Below are 18329 nucleotides of genomic sequence, written 5' to 3' on the forward strand. Positions count from 1 at the left end.
ACCACCTCGCGAAACAGAATGAATGCTGTTCTGTAAGTCTAGCTAAGGATTGCAGCTTTGGCGCGGATGGCGCGAATCATCGCTTCCAGTCCCTGGGAACGAGACGGGGTGAGGTGTTGGGTCAGGGCCATTTTTTCAAACCACGGGCGGACATCAAACGCGACAATATCCTGCGCCGACATCCGGTGATAAAGAATAAAGACGACCGCAATAAGCCCTTTTACAATGGCCGCATCGCTGTCGCCGTGCAGTTCGACAGTGCCGTCATCCGACTGCGCCATCACAATCCACACCTGGCTCTGACAGCCCTGAATACTGTTCTCCGGGGTATGCGCCTCTTCGCTGAGCGGCGGCAAGCGCTGTCCCAACTCAATGATATAGAGATACTTCTCTTCCCAGTTTGCGCAACGCGAGAAGTTACGCAGCAGTTTATCTTTGTCCGGCAGTTCTGCCATCTTTCGCCTCTCCGTTAGCCCAGCAGCTGATGAATGCGCTTAAGCCCCGCCACCAGCCTGTCGACCTCTTCCGTTGTGTTGTACATCACCAGCGACGCGCGGCACATTGCCGGCACCTGGTAAAACGCCATCAGCGGCATGGCGCAGTGGTGCCCGGTACGGACCGCCACGCCGTAGTTATCGAGGAAACTGCCCACGTCATAGGCGTGATGTTTCCCGAGATTGAACGCGATCACCCCTTGCCGGTCGGCAGGCCCGTAGAGGGTCAGATCCGGCACGCCGGCAAGCTCCTCAAGCGCATAGTGCATCAGCAGCTGTTCGTACTCCTGAATGCTATCAAGGCCGATTGAGGAGACATAAGAAATCGCCGCTCCTAAACCGATAATCCCACCGGTGTTGGGCGTGCCCGCCTCAAAACGCCACGGCGCGCGCGCATAGGTGGTGCCTTCCGTCAGGCTGACGGTGGCGATCATCGACCCGCCCCCTTCCCACGGCGGCATCGCCTGCAGGATCTCTTCTTTCACATACAGCACGCCAATCCCGGTCGGCCCGTAGAGCTTGTGGCCTGAAAAGACGTAGAAATCGCAGTCCAGCGCCTGGACGTCAATCGCGTGATGCATCACCGCCTGGGCACCGTCAATCAGCACCTTTGCACCTGCCTGATGGGCCTTTTCGACGATATCTGCCACCGGGTTTTCCGTCCCCAGCACGTTGGAGACCTGGGTGACCGCCACCAGCCGCGTTTTATCGTCAAGCAATGCGTCTAGCTGCTCGAGCTGCAGCGTCCCGTCGGCATTTAACGGGATCACCCGCAGTTGCGCACCCACGCGCTCGCAGAGCATCTGCCACGGCACGATATTGGCGTGGTGCTCCATCTGGGTGATGATGATGTTATCCCCCGCGTGAACCTGAGCGTTGCCCCAGCTGTTAGCGACAAGGTTAATCCCTTCGGTGGTTCCGCGCACGAAGACCAGTTCTTCCGGCGAGCGGGCGTTAAGGAAGGCGGCCAGCTGCGTACGCACGTTTTCCATTCGCTGGGTCGCCTCGGCGCTCAGGGTATGAATACCGCGATGCACGGCGGCATAGCCGTGGCGATAAAACTCGGCTTCCGCATCCACCACCTGATTCGGCTTCTGTGCGCTGGCCGCGCTGTCCAGATAGGCCAGCGGCAGACCGTTTACTTCACGGGTCAGAACCGGGAAATCTGCCCGTACTTTCTCGACGGGAAAACTCATGCTTCGCCTCCAGGCAGGCGCTGACCGATCCGATCCAGCACCTGCAGTTTTAACTGACCATCGTGCAGCGCTTCCGTCAGTTCGGCGGCAAACGCGTAGATAATCATTTTCTGCGCCGCCTGCTGGTCGATGCCGCGCGAGCGCAGGTAGAACATCTGCTCGTCGTCGATTCGCCCGACCGTCGCACCGTGGCTGCATTTGACGTCGTCGGCGTAGATCTCCAGCTGCGGTTTAGTGTCCACTTCCGCAAGGCGGCCTAACAGCAGATTATTGTTGGTCATCTGCCCGTCGGTTTTAATGGCGTGCTGCGCCACGTTAATCAGTCCGTTAAACACCGCGCGGCCTTTATCACTGACGATGGTTTTGTGCAGCTGGCGGCTGTTGCAGTAGCCTTTGTTGTGCTCCAGCCAGGTGCGCGTGTCGCACACTTCCGATTTAACCGGCATCGCCAGGCTGTTGATGCGCAGCGTGGTGTTTTCACCGTTAAGCTGCGTGCTGGTGTTGTGGCGCAGCACCGCCCCGCCGAGCAGGAAGCTGTGGCTGTACGCCGCGGCATCCTGGCCAAGGACAATGTCGTTATGGGCAAAGTGGTGGCTCTGCGCATTCTCAAACGCCAGCTTGACATGATGAAGCTGCGCATTCGCGGCAACATTCATCGTCAGACGCGATCCGGTAAAGTGACGCGTCTCATTGAGGCTGACGTAATGTTCGATGACCGTGGCCTCCGCCCCCTCCGCCAGCTCCAGATGGTGGCGATAGTGCGCGGTATTGATTTCATCGCCGTTCAGCCCCTGAGTGATGTGCATCAGCAGCAGCGGTTTTGCCGGACGCTGGTTACGCTTCACGCGGATGTGCGTCACGCTGCGGGCCAGACTCTCGGTCAGGTGCAGGAAGACCTCAGGCTGAACCGGGGCGCTCAGGCGCTGGCGATCGTCGTTTATCTCAATCTCAAAGCCGCTCTCCTGAACCGTGTCGCTCAGTTCCGGACGGAACTGACCGTCGACGAACACCAGGCGCAGGGCATCGACACGCAAGGCCAGCGCGTCGCGCTGTACTGGGGTGAGATCCGCCAGACGAGTCACAAACTCGGCGTTCAGCAGACCCTCAAGCGGGGTGTATTTCCAGTTCTCGTGCTTACGCGTCGGCAACCCGAGACGCAGCATTTGCTGGAGATGCTGCTGCGCCTGCTCGGAGCGCGTGCCCCCCTGGGCTTCAAACAGCCGGTGCCACTGCTGGAGCGCATTACTGCTGTTCGGTAAGCCAGCCATAACCCTGCTCCTCCAGTTGTTTAACCAGCGTGAAATCACCGGATTTCACAATACGTCCCTGGTAAAGCACGTGGACGTAATCCGGCTTGATGTAGTCCAGAATGCGCTGGTAGTGGGTGACGATAATAAACGAGCGCTTGCCGTCGCGCAGGGAGTTCACTCCGTCAGCGACAATCTTCAGGGCATCGATGTCCAGACCGGAGTCGGTCTCATCCAGAATGCACAGCTCGGGTTCCAGAACCGCCATCTGCAGAATATCGTTACGCTTTTTCTCACCGCCGGAAAAACCAACGTTCACCGAGCGGGTCAGCAGATCTTCCGGCATTTTCAGCAGCTTAATCTTCTCTTCCATCAGATCCTGGAAGTCGAAGCGGTCCAGCGCCTCCAGCCCGCGATACTTACGCACCGCATTCAGCGCCGTCTGCAGGAAGAACTGGTTGCTGACGCCCGGAATTTCGACCGGGTACTGGAAGGCCATAAAGATGCCCTCGCCCGCACGGTCTTCCGGCGACATCTCCAGCAGATCTTTGCCGTTAAACTCGACCGAGCCGTGGGTCACCTCATAATCTTCGCGCCCCGCCAGCGTCGCAGAAAGCGTACTTTTCCCGGAACCGTTCGGCCCCATGATGGCGTGGACTTCCCCCGGCTTGACGTCAAAATTGAGGCCACGCAGGATGGCTTTGTCTTCTACGCTGACCTGTAAATCTTTAATGCTTAACATGTGCTTTCCTTAACCGACGCTGTGTTCAAGACTAATGGCGAGGAGTTTCTGGGCTTCAACGGCAAATTCCAGCGGCAGTTCAGAGAACACATCCTTACAGAAGCCGTTAACGATCATCGAGATGGCGTCTTCTTCGCTGATCCCGCGCTGCAGGCAGTAGAAGAGCTGATCTTCTCCTATCCGCGACGTGGTCGCCTCGTGTTCAAGCTGGGCCGTGTTATTACGGCATTCGACGTACGGGAAGGTATGCGCCCCGCAATCTGCGCCAATCAGCATCGAGTCACACTGGGTGAAGTTTCGCGCATTGGTGGCCGTCGGCATGATTTTCACCAGCCCGCGATAGCTGTTCTGGCTGTGACCGGCGGAGATGCCTTTCGAGATAATGGTCGATTTGGTGTTTTTACCAATGTGGATCATCTTGGTGCCGGTATCGGCCTGCTGATGGCCGCTGGTGAGCGCCACCGAGTAAAACTCGCCGATGGAGTTATCCCCGCGCAGAATGCAGCTTGGGTATTTCCAGGTGATGGCCGAGCCGGTTTCTGACTGGGTCCAGGACATCTTGCTATTTTCCCCTTCGCACAGCGCACGCTTGGTGACGAAGTTCAGGATACCGCCGGTATTGCCGTCGCCCGGGAACCAGTTTTGCACCGTGGAGTATTTCACCTCGGCATCTTTGTGGATGATGACCTCCACCACCGCCGCGTGCAGCTGGTAGCTGTCGCGAACCGGGGCGGAACACCCTTCTATATAGCTGACGTAGCTGCCTTCATCTGCGACCAGAATCGTGCGTTCGAACTGACCGGTCTTTTCGGCATTGATGCGGAAATAGGTGGAAAGCTCCATCGGACAGCGCACGCCTTTCGGCACGTAGATAAAGGTGCCGTCCGAGGCTACCGCCGCATTGAGCGCCGCAAAGAAGTTGTCGTTAGAGGGCACCACGGTCCCGATGTACTTTTTCACCAGTTCCGGATGATCGTGAATCGCTTCGCCGAAGGAGCAGAAAATGATCCCCTGCTCTGCCAGCTTCTCGCGGTAGGTGGTCGCCACCGAGACGGAGTCGAAAATGGCGTCTACCGCCACCTCTTTCCCTTCGCGCACCGGCACGCCCAGCTGATTAAAGGCTTCTTCCACCTCTTTGCTGAGGAAGCTGTTCTCCGCGCCGGTTTGCTGCACCGCGCCGGGCTGCGAAGCGCAGGTGTCGTCACAGCTGCCGCAGGAGGGCGCAGAGTAGTAGCTGTAATCCTGATAGTTCAGCTTGTCATAATGCGCTTTCAGCCAGTGCGGTTCTTCCATTTCCAGCCAGGCACGGAAGGCGCTCAGGCGAAACTCCAGCATCCACTCCGGCTCGTTACGTTTCGCCGAGATCGCCCGCACGACATCTTCATTGATGCCTTTTGCCAGCTCATCGGTCTGCAGCTGGGTGAAGAACCCCTCTTTATAGTTGAGGTGCCCACCGCTCCAGGTATTTACTTCACTCGTTGCTTCAGTATTACGAGACATAGTTCCGCCTATACCCCAAAGCTTTCGCCGCAGCCGCATTCGTTCTGGGCTTTCGGGTTATGAAATTTGAATAACTGGTTTAAGCCTTCGCGGACGTAGTCCACTTCGGTGCCGTCAATAAACGGCATGGCCTGCAGCGCGACGTACAGTTTCGCGCCGTCGGTCTCGAATACCAGGTCATCTTTCTCGGGTTCGGTGACGGTATCGAGCACGTAGCCAAAACCCGCGCAGCCGGTCTGTTTGACACCCAAACGCACGCCGAGGATCTCGGGCTTTTTCGCCACCAGCTCGTGAATATGTGCCGCCGCCGCTGGCGTGAGCGTTAACCCGCGCCAGGCAAAATCGGCTGGATTAAAGGTTTCTGAATGCAGTTCCATAGGTCCACCTCATCTGATAAGCCATCAGGGCATAACACCATGTTAGTGATAACGATTATCACTTCAACCCTCTGTCAGCAGGGGCATTCGGTTAAACCGCCCTTTTTGCCTACTTTTATTAAGCATAGACCCTGTGGCAGGATGCAGGCAGGATGGATTTAATTGTTCAATGCATTGATTAATAATGCATTTCGTTGTGTCATTTTTGACGGAGAGGAGAAAAGTAAAATATGCATCGGAAATGCCTATTTTTGAGATAGCCTCTTTGATTGTCGTGAACTCAGTCTAACAGATGCGATTTGGCGCACTAAAAGAAGGCCAGGGCTTCAGGTGCCCGGCCAGCAAGCGCTCCTCAGCAGTAGACAACCTGTTGATGCGAGTCTTTTTCTGAAAATCATACGCACACTCTGGAACACATTATTAATCACTGTAGCATTAACCACACTCTTGCAAAGGAAGTAAGGTGGCATATGGCGTTACAGGGGATGATGATTCATAACGCGCTAATGAATACATCGCTTATTCAGGTTCCATGCATGCGGTCACTCATGGCGCGAGGCTGGGTGGAGGTAGTAGCGGGTGGCTACATTAAAAAACCTTGCTCGTAGGGCAAGTAAAATTATTTACTTTCTCATTTTATTACTCGCTCTTGGTCATATGCTACCAGGCCCAGAGTTATATATTAACTATGATGTAGCCAGAACAACAGCAATCATTATCGCCGGAAATGAAAATGCAGAATCAATGTATGATGCCTATTCACTTATTGACTGGCTTACAATGCTAATTATCGCTACCCCTCTCTATATTTTAACAATGAAGTTAATCAAAAATTAAGGAGACAATAAAATGCCTATACCTCCCTATATGTGGCTTAAAGACGATGGCGGTGCAGATATCAAAGGATCTGTTGATGTACAAGATCGTGAAGGTAGTATTGAAATTATCGGTCTGAGCCACGGTATAAATTTACCCGTTGACAGCGCAAACGGCAAAATCACCGGCACCCGCCAGCACTCATCCATGATGATCGAGAAAGAAGTTGATAGCTCTACGCCATATCTTTACAAGGCTGCAGCAACTGGGCAGACGTTGAAAAGCGCAGAAATAAGATTTTATCACATCAATGATGCAGGTCAGGAGGTTTGCTACTACACCGTTCTTATGGAGAATGTGAAATTAACTGGCGTCCACTGTAGCGTTCCGAATATTAAGCTGGCGGGGAACGATAAAATGAATCACATAGAAAGTGTCAGCATTCAATATGAAAAAATCACCTGGAGAATTCTTGACGGTAATATTCAATTTTCAGATGCATGGAATGAGCGCCATACTCGCTGAGTATTAATAAGGGGACACCGTCCCCTATTGAACAAGTTGCCGACAGCAAAGCCCCCAGAAAAAAGCAGATGTCGTTTAAAATTAACCGGGTAAATCTCATCCGCAGGAATAATGCCTATTCTTAAGATAGCTTTTTGCAAGGAAAGTGACAAAGACAAAAAAAGGCCCTTAAGGCCTCTTACACTCAGTGATGAAATGAGACAGCAAACCCCTGCTCACGCCAGTGGTCAAGCTGTTCCTGCTGGCGAGGCGTTGGGGATTTCCCGGTCCAGACAAAGATTTTTTGCCCCGGGAAGAGTTCAGGACGCGGCGAGTCAATGGGCTCTGCCAGCACGTCAATGTGCCAGCCCTTTTGCGACAGGCGCGCGGCTTCCAGCCACAGGTGGGTGCGGTCATCACATTCCCAGCCAATCAGGAGCGCGTCTTTGCCGGCTTTTTTGCGGGACTCCGCCAAGCTTGCAATCGCAAATTCGATCAGTACGCCGTCAAACAGGCTCGCCATGTGACGCACGGTATTTTGATCCTGGTTCATACGCTGACGGACGGGAGAGATAATATTGTCAATCAGCGCATCCATCGCGTGATCGCGGCGGAATTCACCTATTTTGGCCCGCAGCTTTGCAGGACTGGCGTAGCGCAGAACGGTCATCATCTCTTCCTGGAACGAGACCCAGTTGCCCTGCGTCAGCACTTCCTTGTTTTCCAGCAAGGCTTTAACTTTTCCGACCGAAACGCCGCTTTTCATCAGGCGTTTGATCTCTTCAATGCGCAGGATATCTTCATCGTCAAACTGACGATGGCCCCCTTCGCTGCGCTGCGGCTTCAATAATCCATAACGGCGCTGCCAGGCACGCAGCGTAACGGGGTTGATACCGCATCGTTCGGCCACTTCGCCGATACTGTAATAGGCCATTAACTCCCTCACGCTCAGAACTTCCATACCTAACTGCACCAACCTTATCAGATTGTACACATCATTTGTATAACTAAGACCGCATTTTGAACGGGCGAACGGGGTTCTTTTCCATCCACCTGTTAATACATTGTTGTATAAAATTTGCCGTTCGTACAGTTAAGTCTGCCGGATTGTGTACAGCTTTATCCGAAGTCGAACTTTTTCTCCGGCCACGCAATCGCGGGAATACCCCCGTGTCGTGGGCTGGCAAAAAGATGTCCCTGGAACTGGGAAATCCCCGCGGACTCCAGCCACATCCACTCTTCCGCCTTCTCTACGCCCACCGCGCAGAACTGGATCTCAAGCGAGGAACAGCATTTGATAATCGCCTGAATAATGGCCTGACGAGGGCCACTTTTATGCACGTTCGCGACCAAATCGCGATTAATCTTAATTCTGTCCGGCTGGAACTGGGCCAGCAGCTGCAGCCCGGCAAAACCGGCACCAAAGTGATCGATCGTCACGCTGATACCCGCACTTTTTAGCTGCCTGACCGAATCCGTGAATTCATCAAAACGAGATATAGCTTCGCTCTCGGTGAACTCCACCACAATTTGCTCGGGCACAAACCCATTAGCTTCAATCGCGGTGAGCAGGAAATCCACGGCGTTAGGAATGTTTACCAGCGTCATGGGCAGCAGGTTCAGGGATAACGTCTGGTCCTGTAGCCCCAGCGCGCTGGCCATAGAAAGTGCCACCTGCTTGCTTTGCAGATCAGACGCGTACACTTCCTCCTGCGGAAGGCTGGCGAAATAGGCCCCCGGCGAGTCGCCGGACGGGGTGCGGAGAAGCGCCTCCCAGGAGACAACCTGCTGCATAAACGGATCGACTATCGGCTGGAACGCGAAGCTGCAATCCGCCCCCTTCGCGACCACCTCAGGCTGCGCGGACAAGCGCGTTTCTTCGCGAACGAATTCCCATGAGTCCGCAGGCGGCAGTTCAAAATAGTTCGCTTTTTCCGTGGCCTCGACAAAGGTGCGGAAAAACTGCAGAGGGCGGTCGTTATACGTCAGCTGGTAGCGTGTCGTCCCCTTATTGAGCACCTGCTGCAGTACCTCGTCCCGGTCGAAGTGGCGCAAGTCAAAAAGCTCCATGCCCACGTTGCCAAAACGCCGGACAGGGCCGTGATCGCGCATTAACTCGACCACGTTATGGTGGCGCGGGTCGTTGCAGATCTGCTCATAGATAGCAGAAACCTGCTCCACCGGCCCTTCAAGCAATTGAAAAAAGTGTGTGCCGTTAAACAGCAAGATCCCCGTGACATTGGATTGCCGATTTTTACGATTTGCAGCAGCGACCATTGATTCCAGCGCTTTCACCGGAACGTCCTCGCAGATATGACTGCGGTAAATGATGGTTGTGAGCATGCTTTTCCTGGGGTTAGGGTTTTGGCCACAGTAGACGTGGGTAATTTTCACTTATAGCACATTAATTGCCTGACAAATAATTTACATCTCAATCATTTACGGCAGTTGATGGGACCGTTCTTCTCGATTGTATAACTTACCAGCGCCCGACCTTTTTGTACAATATATCCTGTCACATTACCGATTCATGACAATTCAGTAACACAATGAAAATAAAGTGATTTATAAAATATATCATAAAAACATTAAAAATCTGTACATTTTATATGTACAGATTTAGGAATTGTGTATACCTTAATTGTAACGTTAGTGATTACAAAATTTTACAGGAGCGAAACATGCAGCAGAAAGGTTACGCCACAGATTCCGCAGCAGCAATCGCGCAGTACTTCGAAAAAGCCGCGCTCCCTACCCAGCAGGAGACGCTGGGCCAGGTGGTTGTAGAAATTCTCAGCGACGGGCGAAACCTTAATCGCAAATCGCTCTGTACCAAACTGCTCAGCCGCCTCGAAAAGGCCGATGGCCCGGAAGAGGAAGAGCATTACCATATGCTGCTTGGTCTGCTCTTCGAACGGTAACGTGATGAATAGCAGTGACGCAGACCGACTGATCGACACGCTTATCGGTGAAGCCGTTCTTTCTCTTCTGAAAGAGCGGGGGCCAGTGACAACCGAAGGATTGCTGCAGCGTCTGCGGGTAATGAAAGAGCATGAAAAGGATCCCCGGCGGCGGGAGACACTTGCGGTGGTGATTGCCGATATCGGCTCAAACAGCATCGCCTTTACACGTCGCAGAACCGCGCAAGGACGAACGAACAGAGAGGGACCTCTCAACGATAACCGAGACAATGTAGTGCCGTTATTTGGAAGTGGAAAACCGTCCGACCCCAAAAAAATACATTGACTGCAATTTAACAGCTACGGTGAGAACAAATGAGACAAAATATTCAGCTTCAACCCGAATACCATTCTGCTTTTTTAGACAGTGCGCTGTCGGAATATTTCCGTCACGCAGGCGATCGTTTTGCTGAAGAGTCCGCTGTTTTTTCTACTGCAGTACGCTGTGTTCTGGCCTCCGAAGGTCATCTGTCCAATAAAGCGATCATCCTCTGGCTCATTCAGACGCTGGAAGCCACAAACGACGTGGTTCAGGCGGATGTGATTCGTAAGACGCTGGAAATCGTGGTGGGTTACACGATGGACGATCTCTAAGTTCCTGCTCGCCACGCCCCTAACGTGTCATCGTCAAAACTGACGATCGGCCTGACGATGACACGCGTCTTTCCCGCTTAACACCCTGTAAAACCAGCAAAGCCAACCTGGCACGGTTCCTGCTTAACACCGTTTACGGGACTGGGTTTTCCAGTCAACTTTGCTTCATTTCTTAACAGGTCTGTTATTGATGAAAAAGATCGCCAGCGTCTGCCCCTACTGTGGTGCAGGCTGTAAATTAAACCTTGTCGTTGAAAATAACCGTATTATCCGTGCCGAAGCGGCAGAGGGCGTCACAAACCAGGGCACCCTGTGTCTGAAGGGCTTTTACGGCTGGGACTTCCTCAACGATACCCGTCTGCTCACCCCGCGCCTGACTCAGCCGATGATCCGCTACCACAAAGGCGAGGCTTTCACCCCCGTTACCTGGGAAGAGGCTATCCGCTACACCGCCCACAGGCTCACCAGCATTAAAGCGCAGCACGGGCCCCGGTCGATCATGACCACCGGCTCCTCCCGCGGAACCGGCAATGAAACAAACTATGTGATGCAAAAATTTGCCCGCGCGGTGCTGAACACCAACAACGTGGACTGCTGCGCGCGCGTCTGTCATGGCCCTTCCGTGGCCGGTTTACAGGAAACGCTCGGCAACGGCGCCATGAGCAACTCCATCAACGATATTGAAAACTCAAAATGTCTGCTGGTGTTTGGCTATAACTGCGCGGACTCCCACCCTATCGTCGCCCGGCGCGTGCTGAAAGCGCGTGAAAACGGCGCGAAAATTATCGTTTGCGATCCGCGGCGCATCGAAACGGCGCGCATCGCCGACCAGCATCTGCAGCTGAAAAACGGCAGCAACATGGCGCTGGTGAACGCCTTCGGCTACGTGCTGCTGGAAGAGGAGTTATACGACAAAAGCTACGTGGCGCGCTTTACGGAGGGGCTTGAGGCCTACCGCCAGACGGTGAAAGACTATGCGCCGGAGAAGGTTGAGCATCTTACCGGCATTCCCGCCCGCGACGTTCGCCAGGCGATGCGCACCTTCGCGGCGGCCCCTTCCGCCACCGTGATGTGGGGTATGGGCGTGACCCAGTTTGGTCAGGCTGTGGATGTGGTCAGAGGGCTTTCCAGCCTGGCGCTGCTGACCGGTAATCTCGGTCGCCCTGCCGTCGGCGTCGGGCCGGTACGCGGTCAAAATAACGTCCAGGGTGCCTGCGACATGGGCGTGCTGCCGAATATGTTCCCCGGCTATCAGGATGTGACCGATCCGGCGGTCAGGCAGAAGTTCGCCGACGCCTGGGGGATTGACGTCAATAAAATGGACGATCGCGTCGGGACGCGCATTACCGAGGTGCCTCATCTGGCGCTGGAAGGTAAGGTCAAGGCCTACTACATCATGGGGGAAGATCCGCTTCAGACCGAGGCCGATCTCGGTCTCGTTCGCAGCGGTTTTGAGGCGCTCGACTTTGTTGTGGTTCAGGACATCTTTATGACCAAAACGGCAGAAGTGGCGGACGTTCTGCTCCCTGCCACTTCCTGGGGTGAACACGGTGGCGTCTTTACCTGTGCCGATCGCGGGTTCCAGCGTTTCGGCAAAGCCATCGAAGCCAGCGGCAACGTGAAGCGCGACTGGGAGATCATCAGCCTGCTCGCCACCGAGATGGGCTACCCGATGCATTATGACTCCGACCAGCAGATCTGGGATGAGATGCGCGAGCTGTGCCCGCTCTTCTTCGGCGTGACGTATGAAAAAATGGGCGAGATGGGCCACGTGCAGTGGCCGTGCCCGACGCTGGATCATCCGGGCACGCCTTACCTGTACAAAGACAATCAGTTCGATACCCCAACCGGTAAAGGACAGCTCTTTGCCGCACCGTGGCGCGCGCCGGCGGAAACCCCGGATGAAGATTTCCCGCTGGTGCTGTGTACGGTACGCGAGGTGGGACACTACTCCTGCCGCTCGATGACCGGGAACTGCGCTGCGCTGCAGAGTCTGGCCGACGAGCCGGGCCGGGTGCAAATGCACCCTGCCGATGCGGAAAAACTGGGCATCAAGGAGGGTCAACTGGTCTGGGTACGTTCACGTCGCGGTAAAGTGATTACCCGCGCCAGCATCAGCGAGCGTATCAACAAGGGCGCGGTTTATATGACCTATCAGTGGTGGATTGGCGCCTGCAACGAGCTGACCCAGGATAATCTCGATCCCATCTCCAAAACGCCGGAAACGAAGTACTGCGCGGTACAGCTGGAGGCGATTGAGGACCAGCGCTGGGCGGAGGACTATGCCGCGTCGGCGTATCAGTCCATGAAGTCGCGGCTGATTAACGCGGTGAATGTCTAAAGAAATGTCGGGTGGCGTCACTGCCACCCGGCAACTAAACGACTACAGTCCCACCGTCTCTTCCGCTCATCCGTCGAAACCGATCAGATGGTCACGCAATTTGTTCGGGTAGGCATTTTTTTCGACCATCCTGTGAATGAGCGCCATAAGCTCATAATCACTGCGCAGATCGAATTTTTGCATCAGCAAATACTTATGCGTAAATATCGTTTTATCACTCGTCCTGAGTACATCAGCAATCTGCCCTACCGAGAATCCTCTGTAAAAATTCACCGTGACGCGGATCTGCTGCGGCGAAAGTATTTTATGCTGGCACTCGAAACAGCCGTTATGCTGCCAGCGATATCCCGGCAGTTGCGTCCGGTACCATGCAATAAAAAGCATCTCGCTAACCTGACCAAGCGGGGCGCGGCGGGAGATAAAAATGATATCCTGAAAACAGGATGTAAAAGCGGAAAAACGCCGCTCATCGTCCACCAGCCCAATCACAATCCCTTTTTTTCGCGCTTTCAATTCAGGAACACAGGTCAGCGTTTCCCCGGGGCATAGAGCGAGAATAATAATATCCGCGGCACTGACGCTGTCATAAGTAAGCTCAGTGTCAAAATGAATGTGATGCCTGAAATTATGCAGGAAAAAATCCACAAGAAAATATTGCAGGCCATTTTTAAAAAAAGAATCCGGTTCTTTAATCAGGATATTCAACATATCAATTACCAACATCTGCATATCAATAAGGACAACCAACGCGCGTGCCGATCAGTTGTATTGCATCGTCATGACCACGACGGCACTGATGCTCCCCGGCGTCGCACCGCCGGTGACAGATTTGACTGATGCCTGCATGACCATCGTCGCGGTTCTGTCTGACGCAATAGTCTGCGTAATGCTTGTCCCTGTGCCCTTTAACGCACCGGTTGCGGCCTCGCTCATCGCAATCGCGACGTTCGTGGCCGAACCGCTGTTCATGTAGTAACTCGCCCCCAAGACGGGATCGGGGTTGCCGGTAAAGGAGACCGTAACGCTGCGCGTGCCTGCCGGACACTGGGTAAACGGCAGGCTAAAAAACACAGGATCGGATGTCGACCCCGGCGTGGCCATATTGGATGCCTGAATATTGCCGAGGTTAATATCCAGACTGGTATTGCCCCCATTGAATACGCAGGGAGAGGCAATAATATTGCCAGCGACGCTGACGTTAACGCTATCCGCTGCAATAACATTGCCGCTTATTACTGCCGCGATGAACGCTGCCGTGCGCATTATATGCATCGTCATCCCCTTTACTGGTAGGTCAAATTTAAGGTTGCTGACGCATTTGCGGTACCGGGTTCTACCGTCGTTTGCGTCTGGTAATAACGCGCCGTTAATGGGAACGCTTCCTGCCCCCCTGCCGCAAGCTTCAGCGGCAAACGCGCATTGAGAGTGAGCGGTGTACCGTTATAGAGCAACTGAACGCCAACCCCTTTCGCCGTACCGGTATTACCCTGCCCCGTAAGCGCGAGCACGCTGGGTGTTGCAACGTCAGGATTCTGAATGCCGCTGAGTGATACGTTGACGTTAGCCCCCGCATCGCAGTTAAGCCCGAGATTTTGCGTATTTTGAGCGCCAGCCGGTGTGGTGCCTATCGTTGAGCCAAAAAGCGCGGCAGAAATATCGCCTATCGGAAATGTCAGTTGCGGTGTTGTAATATTGCAGGCCAGTACATTAATGGTTCCGCCCAGCAGGGTGGTCGTCAGGCCATCACGGTAAACGCCGTCACTGCCCTGCAGCATCACTACCCCCAGCACGCCCGGCGTCAGCGACCCCGACGAGACCGGTCCGGTAACGATAAGTTCTATTTTACCGCCCCACCATTCGACATAACTTGCCTGCGCATTATAGGAAAAGGTATTGGCCGGGTTTTCAAAATAATTACCCGACGAAAAACGCACGCCTATACCGTTTACATTCGTGTCATAAACATGATTACCGTAAGCACTCGGTGTCGCATTCAAATACCGCATGCTAAAACCCAGCATTAATGGATTGGCACACCCCGTTAAATAGGAACCGGTTATTGTCGCGTTTCGCGAAAATAATACGGTTCCAACTGCCACGTCACGTTGAACCGTAATGGTGCCGATGGACAAAGTTGATTCCTGCGGCGTAATCGTCGTGCAGGTTCCTGCATGAGCACTGTTCCAGCCTGCTGCGATACACAGCAGGAATATGATGTTAATTAAGCGCATGTTAAAAAACCCTAAAGACAATTGACGTTAATTTCGGTAATTCCCCCCGCCGACGGCTGCGGGGAAAGCACGTAAGGTGCGCGGCATTGCCGTTCGCTTTCCGCTCCCCACGTGACGAAGACGGTTCCCTGAGTATCCAGGCCGGTGAGATAAGCCTGGCCTTTATCGCCAACAATAACGCTGCTGCCGTCGGCGCCCTTAAGGCTTGCCATCGCGCCAAAGGGAACAAACTGGCCGTTATGCAGTAAATTAAATAACACCCGCCGCCCCACCTTCGCCTTATAGTCGGCCAAAACGATCGCTCCACGCGTCGGCGTCACCGTCCGGGTATTAATATCCAGCTCAACATCATCCGGCAGACTTTCCGGGGCAAGGGTGATGTCATTTTTACGGTATACGGAGAGATTGCTGACCACCGTATATCCGCGGTAATCCGTTTTAACGCCCGCCTGATTGCGGATATCGACGCCGTGTGCGCCCGGCGCGCTAATCAGAACATTGGTCTCGCCCAGGGGTTGCGAAAGCGTGATCCCCTCTCTGTGAGCAAGAATGCCCCCTTGCAGGCCGTAATTAAGGCGCTCGCTGTTTTTATCGTAGCTGTAGCCCGCCGTCGCTTCGCCGTAGGTTCCCTTATAATCACCGTTCAGATTGCCCGTGTAGCCGACGCCGTCCGATCCAAAGCCTTGCTGCACGTTCCAGTTCAGGGCGTGGTTTTCCAGCGCTACGCCGTTCAGGCCGATGTTGTGGGTGGTGCCATTATTCTTGCTGGCGCTTACGCCATAGTTAGCCCAGGTCTGCGGCAAAAACGTCTCCAGCGGGATACTGACGTTAAAGGCCAGCAGCTGATCTTTGTCGTACCGTTTATTGTTATCATATGAACCCGCACTGCCGTTTTTACTGTAGGTCCAGGTGAGTCCGTAACTGATGTTGTGCCAGTAGTTGTTGTAGCCCAGGCTGTATGACGCCATTGTTTTACCCGAATTCCAGTAGTCTTCACGGGCCGCGCTCAGCGTCAGCGAGCCAAGATTACCGCCCAGCGTCTGGCTCATCGTCAGCTCGGCGCGGTTTCGGCGTCGGTCCTGAAGCGCGGAGCTGTCACCGTACGAATCAAGGATCTCCTGCATACCGTAGTAACCACTGGTCGAGTAGCGGTAACCCGCAATCGAGAAATGGGTTCCGGTCCCCACAATGTTTTTGCTGTATCGTGCACGCCAGGACTGGCCATTGGATTTCTCACCGCCCTGCGGGGTGGACCAGGCCTGGGACATGTCCGCAGAAATCGCGCCGAAATCACCCATGTTTTTTCCAAGCCCGGTGGCGATCGACTGATATTTGCTCGACTCCTGCAGCCCGCCATACAGCGTTAGCCCATACGGCAGACCATAGATCCCGGTGATTTGCCCGAAAGGTGTCTTATCGACGCTGCCGTTATAAGAACGGTATTGTCCTCCGGTTACTGAATACTTGAGCCGTCCTTCGCGCTGTAAAACCGGTAATGACGCGTACGGGAGAGTGAAATGTTGCTCACTGCCATCAGCCTCTTTAACGGTGACGTCCAGATCCCCTGCGCCGCCCGTGGGGTACATATCGGTAATCTCAAAAGCGCCTGGCGCCACGTAGGTCTGATAAATCTGATAGCCGTTCTGCCGCACCACCACCTGGGCATTGGTGCGCGCGATCCCCCGCACCACGGGTGCATAGCCTTTCAGCGAATCCGGGAGCATGTCATCATCCGAAGCCAGCTGTCCGCCGCGAAACGGCATACTGTCGAACACGTCGGCTGGCGCGGAGCTATCCCCCAGGGTGAGCTGCGCTTTGAGCGGAATAATGGCCCGCTGCGCATAGGTGTAGACGGTATCCCATTTGTCCTGACCGGTTTCATCCCGCGACCAGGTGGTGTAATTTCGCAGTCGCCACGGTCCAACGTTGAGACCCGGGCGCAGGTTGGCATATTGACTGTTGCTGTTTTTACTGCCGTTTTGTTTTGCCCGGCTGTTTGCGCCGCTCAGGCTGTAATTCAACATGGCGGCGGCGATCCCTTCATCCCATAGCGCTGGCGAGACATACCCGCGTGCCGGCATATCAATGGCGGCCTGAGGAATGCTGACGATCAGTCGCTGCGCGGCAAACTGAAAATCCGTGCTGGCGTGAGGAATAGCCTGAAGGTTGACACAGGACGCGTCCTTACTGGCTAAGTCGGGAAAAAGCGCGGTTTTGACGCCCCATCTGTTGAGCTGTTCAATACTCAGACAAGGCTTAAGGCTATCGCCCTCTTCCCCACTTTTTACTGCGGTAAAATCAATATCGCTGGTCTCGATGAGTTGGTCGTCAAGGATGATGTCAACGTGGTATTTCCCTGGTGCCTGCGAACCTGATTCAAAAGCAGATAAATCAGCTTTACCCGTGCCCGGATTGTCCAGTTCAACCAACTCGGCGTTGAACGAATCACGGGCATAAACAGTCTGCATTGCATTTACCAGCGCAAAGGCGATACAGATCGCCAGACGCGCAGGCTGCATTTTTTTAGTTTTCGTTGCCATCATCATTAACCTGACCTGCTATGAGGATCGCCGCTTTTGATGAATTAAAAGCTGGCCTGATACATTCTTCCGGGGCTGCCGTAATCATTAATGACTTTGAATGAAATGTGGCTACCATTGGCACCTGCGGGTAAGCTAAATACCGCCGTTGCACCCGGTGCCACCCAGGAGACCTCATCCAGTTTTTTATCACCGACGCTTATTTCATTAAAGTTGATGACATATTGCGTTGGATTGGTGACCATGAGCTTATTCCCGCTACGCGACCAGGTTAATTTATTCGCTTGTTCTTCCGGCGTTGTTCCCTTCAGACCTGACGGGCGATAAATAAGCTTGATGCGCGTTTTGACAGCAATTTGCAGTGAGTTTTCCTGTTTTGAGGCAGACGGTATGGCTTTAATATTCAGCCAGAAAAGACTTTCTTTATCCTGGGGTAGTGAACCCGAGAGTAAAATACGTTCAATGTTTTGCTGCCCGCCATCCAGTCGATATAAAGGCGGCGTTACAATAAAAGGTGCTTTATTAGCATTACCCTCTGGCATGTCAACCCAGGACTGGATTAAATAAGGCACGCTATCAGCATTATTGATACTGATTGATGCCTCTTTTTTCCCACCATCAAAAATAACGCGGGTACCGCCAATAATGACCCCGGCATAAGCGTTCGAAAACGATGCTGTCAGGGCGGCCGATATGAGCAGGGCCTTGCTAATAAAATGCATGTTACACCTCTTGAAACACGGGGGCAGAGACTGCCCCCACGCAGAACGTCATGGAACCAACTCGT

Annotated in this window: 19 protein-coding genes and 1 pseudogene; 7 read left to right on the forward strand and 13 right to left on the reverse strand. The window is 53.9% G+C overall.

Going from position 1 to position 18329, the window contains the following annotated elements; translation table 11 throughout:
- Positions 1–38: 38 nt before the first annotated feature.
- From sufE to sufA, 6 genes are read right to left on the reverse strand one after another with little or no spacing between them, the layout of a single operon-like run.
- The gene (gene sufE, locus BM007_RS03400) at positions 39–455 is read right to left on the reverse strand and encodes a cysteine desulfuration protein SufE (protein WP_048991554.1); all 417 of its coding nucleotides are present in this window, start codon (positions 453–455) and stop codon (positions 39–41) included.
- A gap of 14 nt (positions 456–469) precedes the next feature.
- On the reverse strand, positions 470–1690 hold the full coding sequence (gene sufS / locus BM007_RS03405; protein ID WP_090417264.1) for a cysteine desulfurase SufS: 1221 nt from the start codon (positions 1688–1690) through the stop codon (positions 470–472).
- A complete protein-coding gene (sufD, locus tag BM007_RS03410; protein WP_090417266.1) occupies positions 1687–2958 on the reverse strand; it encodes a Fe-S cluster assembly protein SufD in 1272 nt (423 codons plus the stop codon). The genes sufS and sufD overlap by 4 nt, the downstream gene beginning before the upstream one ends.
- A complete protein-coding gene (gene sufC / locus BM007_RS03415; RefSeq protein WP_014831592.1) occupies positions 2933–3679 on the reverse strand; it encodes a Fe-S cluster assembly ATPase SufC in 747 nt (248 codons plus the stop codon). Before sufC ends, sufD begins: the two co-directional genes overlap by 26 nt.
- Positions 3680–3688: 9 nt before the next feature.
- Positions 3689–5179 carry a Fe-S cluster assembly protein SufB gene (sufB, locus tag BM007_RS03420; RefSeq protein WP_024909392.1) on the reverse strand — a complete coding sequence of 497 codons (1491 nt, stop codon included), beginning with the start codon at positions 5177–5179 and terminating at the stop codon, positions 3689–3691.
- A gap of 8 nt (positions 5180–5187) precedes the next feature.
- Positions 5188–5556 (reverse strand): Fe-S cluster assembly scaffold SufA, encoded by a 369-nt coding sequence (gene sufA / locus BM007_RS03425; RefSeq protein WP_008500631.1) that lies wholly within the window; start codon positions 5554–5556, stop codon positions 5188–5190.
- Positions 5557–6044: 488 nt separating this feature from the next.
- Here sufA and BM007_RS23340 point away from each other — a divergent pair.
- The 3 genes and pseudogenes from BM007_RS23340 to BM007_RS03430 all read left to right on the forward strand — a co-directional run.
- Positions 6045–6164 (forward strand): annotated as a pseudogene (locus tag BM007_RS23340) (DUF2778 domain-containing protein); the annotation flags it as partial.
- Positions 6136–6393 carry a hypothetical protein gene (locus tag BM007_RS22930; RefSeq protein WP_075201550.1) on the forward strand — a complete coding sequence of 86 codons (258 nt, stop codon included), beginning with the start codon at positions 6136–6138 and terminating at the stop codon, positions 6391–6393. The pseudogene BM007_RS23340 and the gene BM007_RS22930, both read left to right, overlap by 29 nt.
- Positions 6394–6405: 12 nt before the next feature.
- Entirely contained in the window at positions 6406–6897 is a 492-nt protein-coding gene (locus BM007_RS03430) for an Hcp family type VI secretion system effector (protein WP_048991558.1), read from the forward strand.
- A 184-nt stretch (positions 6898–7081) separates the two neighbouring features.
- Here BM007_RS03430 and BM007_RS03435 read toward each other — a convergent pair whose 3' ends face one another.
- Both BM007_RS03435 and BM007_RS03440 read right to left on the reverse strand, forming a co-directional pair.
- Positions 7082–7810 (reverse strand): MerR family transcriptional regulator, encoded by a 729-nt coding sequence (locus BM007_RS03435; protein WP_032650989.1) that lies wholly within the window; start codon positions 7808–7810, stop codon positions 7082–7084.
- A 185-nt stretch (positions 7811–7995) separates the two neighbouring features.
- Positions 7996–9219, reverse strand: a complete 1224-nt coding sequence (locus BM007_RS03440) for a diguanylate phosphodiesterase (RefSeq protein WP_090417268.1) — start codon at positions 9217–9219, stop codon at positions 7996–7998.
- A 338-nt stretch (positions 9220–9557) separates the two neighbouring features.
- On the opposite strand from BM007_RS03440, the gene ycgZ reads away from it, so the two are divergent.
- From ycgZ to fdhF, 4 genes are all read left to right on the forward strand, one after another.
- Positions 9558–9797, forward strand: coding sequence for a regulatory protein YcgZ (ycgZ, locus tag BM007_RS03445; RefSeq protein ID WP_024909397.1), 240 nt, complete (start codon positions 9558–9560; stop codon positions 9795–9797).
- 4 nt (positions 9798–9801) lie between these two features.
- Positions 9802–10122 carry a hypothetical protein gene (locus BM007_RS03450; RefSeq protein WP_032650984.1) on the forward strand — a complete coding sequence of 107 codons (321 nt, stop codon included), beginning with the start codon at positions 9802–9804 and terminating at the stop codon, positions 10120–10122.
- A 29-nt stretch (positions 10123–10151) separates the two neighbouring features.
- Positions 10152–10430, forward strand: a complete 279-nt coding sequence (locus BM007_RS03455; RefSeq protein WP_023617825.1) for a biofilm development regulator YmgB/AriR family protein — start codon at positions 10152–10154, stop codon at positions 10428–10430.
- A 190-nt stretch (positions 10431–10620) separates the two neighbouring features.
- Positions 10621–12771, forward strand: coding sequence for a formate dehydrogenase subunit alpha (fdhF, locus tag BM007_RS03460; protein ID WP_090417270.1), 2151 nt, complete (start codon positions 10621–10623; stop codon positions 12769–12771).
- A gap of 66 nt (positions 12772–12837) precedes the next feature.
- On the opposite strand, the gene BM007_RS03465 is transcribed toward fdhF, so the two are convergent.
- The 5 genes from BM007_RS03465 to BM007_RS03485 are packed head-to-tail and all read right to left on the reverse strand — an operon-like array spanning position 12838 to position 18264.
- A complete protein-coding gene (locus BM007_RS03465) occupies positions 12838–13479 on the reverse strand; it encodes a LuxR C-terminal-related transcriptional regulator (protein ID WP_024909401.1) in 642 nt (213 codons plus the stop codon).
- Positions 13480–13530: 51 nt separating this feature from the next.
- The gene (locus tag BM007_RS03470; protein ID WP_090417272.1) at positions 13531–14043 is read right to left on the reverse strand and encodes a fimbrial protein; all 513 of its coding nucleotides are present in this window, start codon (positions 14041–14043) and stop codon (positions 13531–13533) included.
- 11 nt (positions 14044–14054) lie between these two features.
- Entirely contained in the window at positions 14055–15002 is a 948-nt protein-coding gene (locus BM007_RS03475; protein ID WP_048991562.1) for a fimbrial protein, read from the reverse strand.
- A gap of 11 nt (positions 15003–15013) precedes the next feature.
- A complete protein-coding gene (locus BM007_RS03480) occupies positions 15014–17542 on the reverse strand; it encodes a fimbria/pilus outer membrane usher protein (protein ID WP_090418210.1) in 2529 nt (842 codons plus the stop codon).
- Between the two features lie 44 nt (positions 17543–17586).
- Entirely contained in the window at positions 17587–18264 is a 678-nt protein-coding gene (locus BM007_RS03485) for a fimbrial biogenesis chaperone (protein WP_090417274.1), read from the reverse strand.
- Positions 18265–18329: the final 65 nt, after the last annotated feature.

Source organism: Enterobacter sp. NFIX59, from assembly GCF_900113755.1.
GTDB classification, from domain to species: Bacteria; Pseudomonadota; Gammaproteobacteria; order Enterobacterales; family Enterobacteriaceae; genus Enterobacter; species Enterobacter pseudoroggenkampii.

Excerpts from the sequence above, each read along its gene's own strand:
- sufE (WP_048991554.1), bottom strand. The coding sequence starts at position 455 with ATGGCAGAACTGCCGGACAAAGATAAACTGCTGCGTAACTTCTCGCGT.
- sufS (WP_090417264.1), bottom strand. The coding sequence starts at position 1,690 with ATGAGTTTTCCCGTCGAGAAAGTACGGGCAGATTTCCCGGTTCTGACC.
- sufD (WP_090417266.1), bottom strand. The coding sequence starts at position 2,958 with ATGGCTGGCTTACCGAACAGCAGTAATGCGCTCCAGCAGTGGCACCGG.
- sufC (WP_014831592.1), bottom strand. The coding sequence starts at position 3,679 with ATGTTAAGCATTAAAGATTTACAGGTCAGCGTAGAAGACAAAGCCATC.
- sufB (WP_024909392.1), bottom strand. The coding sequence starts at position 5,179 with ATGTCTCGTAATACTGAAGCAACGAGTGAAGTAAATACCTGGAGCGGT.
- sufA (WP_008500631.1), bottom strand. The coding sequence starts at position 5,556 with ATGGAACTGCATTCAGAAACCTTTAATCCAGCCGATTTTGCCTGGCGC.
- BM007_RS03430 (WP_048991558.1), top strand. The coding sequence starts at position 6,406 with ATGCCTATACCTCCCTATATGTGGCTTAAAGACGATGGCGGTGCAGAT.
- BM007_RS03435 (WP_032650989.1), bottom strand. The coding sequence starts at position 7,810 with ATGGCCTATTACAGTATCGGCGAAGTGGCCGAACGATGCGGTATCAAC.
- BM007_RS03440 (WP_090417268.1), bottom strand. The coding sequence starts at position 9,219 with ATGCTCACAACCATCATTTACCGCAGTCATATCTGCGAGGACGTTCCG.
- ycgZ (WP_024909397.1), top strand. The coding sequence starts at position 9,558 with ATGCAGCAGAAAGGTTACGCCACAGATTCCGCAGCAGCAATCGCGCAG.
- BM007_RS03450 (WP_032650984.1), top strand. The coding sequence starts at position 9,802 with ATGAATAGCAGTGACGCAGACCGACTGATCGACACGCTTATCGGTGAA.
- BM007_RS03455 (WP_023617825.1), top strand. The coding sequence starts at position 10,152 with ATGAGACAAAATATTCAGCTTCAACCCGAATACCATTCTGCTTTTTTA.
- fdhF (WP_090417270.1), top strand. The coding sequence starts at position 10,621 with ATGAAAAAGATCGCCAGCGTCTGCCCCTACTGTGGTGCAGGCTGTAAA.
- BM007_RS03465 (WP_024909401.1), bottom strand. The coding sequence starts at position 13,479 with ATGTTGAATATCCTGATTAAAGAACCGGATTCTTTTTTTAAAAATGGC.
- BM007_RS03470 (WP_090417272.1), bottom strand. The coding sequence starts at position 14,043 with ATGCATATAATGCGCACGGCAGCGTTCATCGCGGCAGTAATAAGCGGC.
- BM007_RS03475 (WP_048991562.1), bottom strand. The coding sequence starts at position 15,002 with ATGCGCTTAATTAACATCATATTCCTGCTGTGTATCGCAGCAGGCTGG.
- BM007_RS03480 (WP_090418210.1), bottom strand. The coding sequence starts at position 17,542 with ATGGCAACGAAAACTAAAAAAATGCAGCCTGCGCGTCTGGCGATCTGT.
- BM007_RS03485 (WP_090417274.1), bottom strand. The coding sequence starts at position 18,264 with ATGCATTTTATTAGCAAGGCCCTGCTCATATCGGCCGCCCTGACAGCA.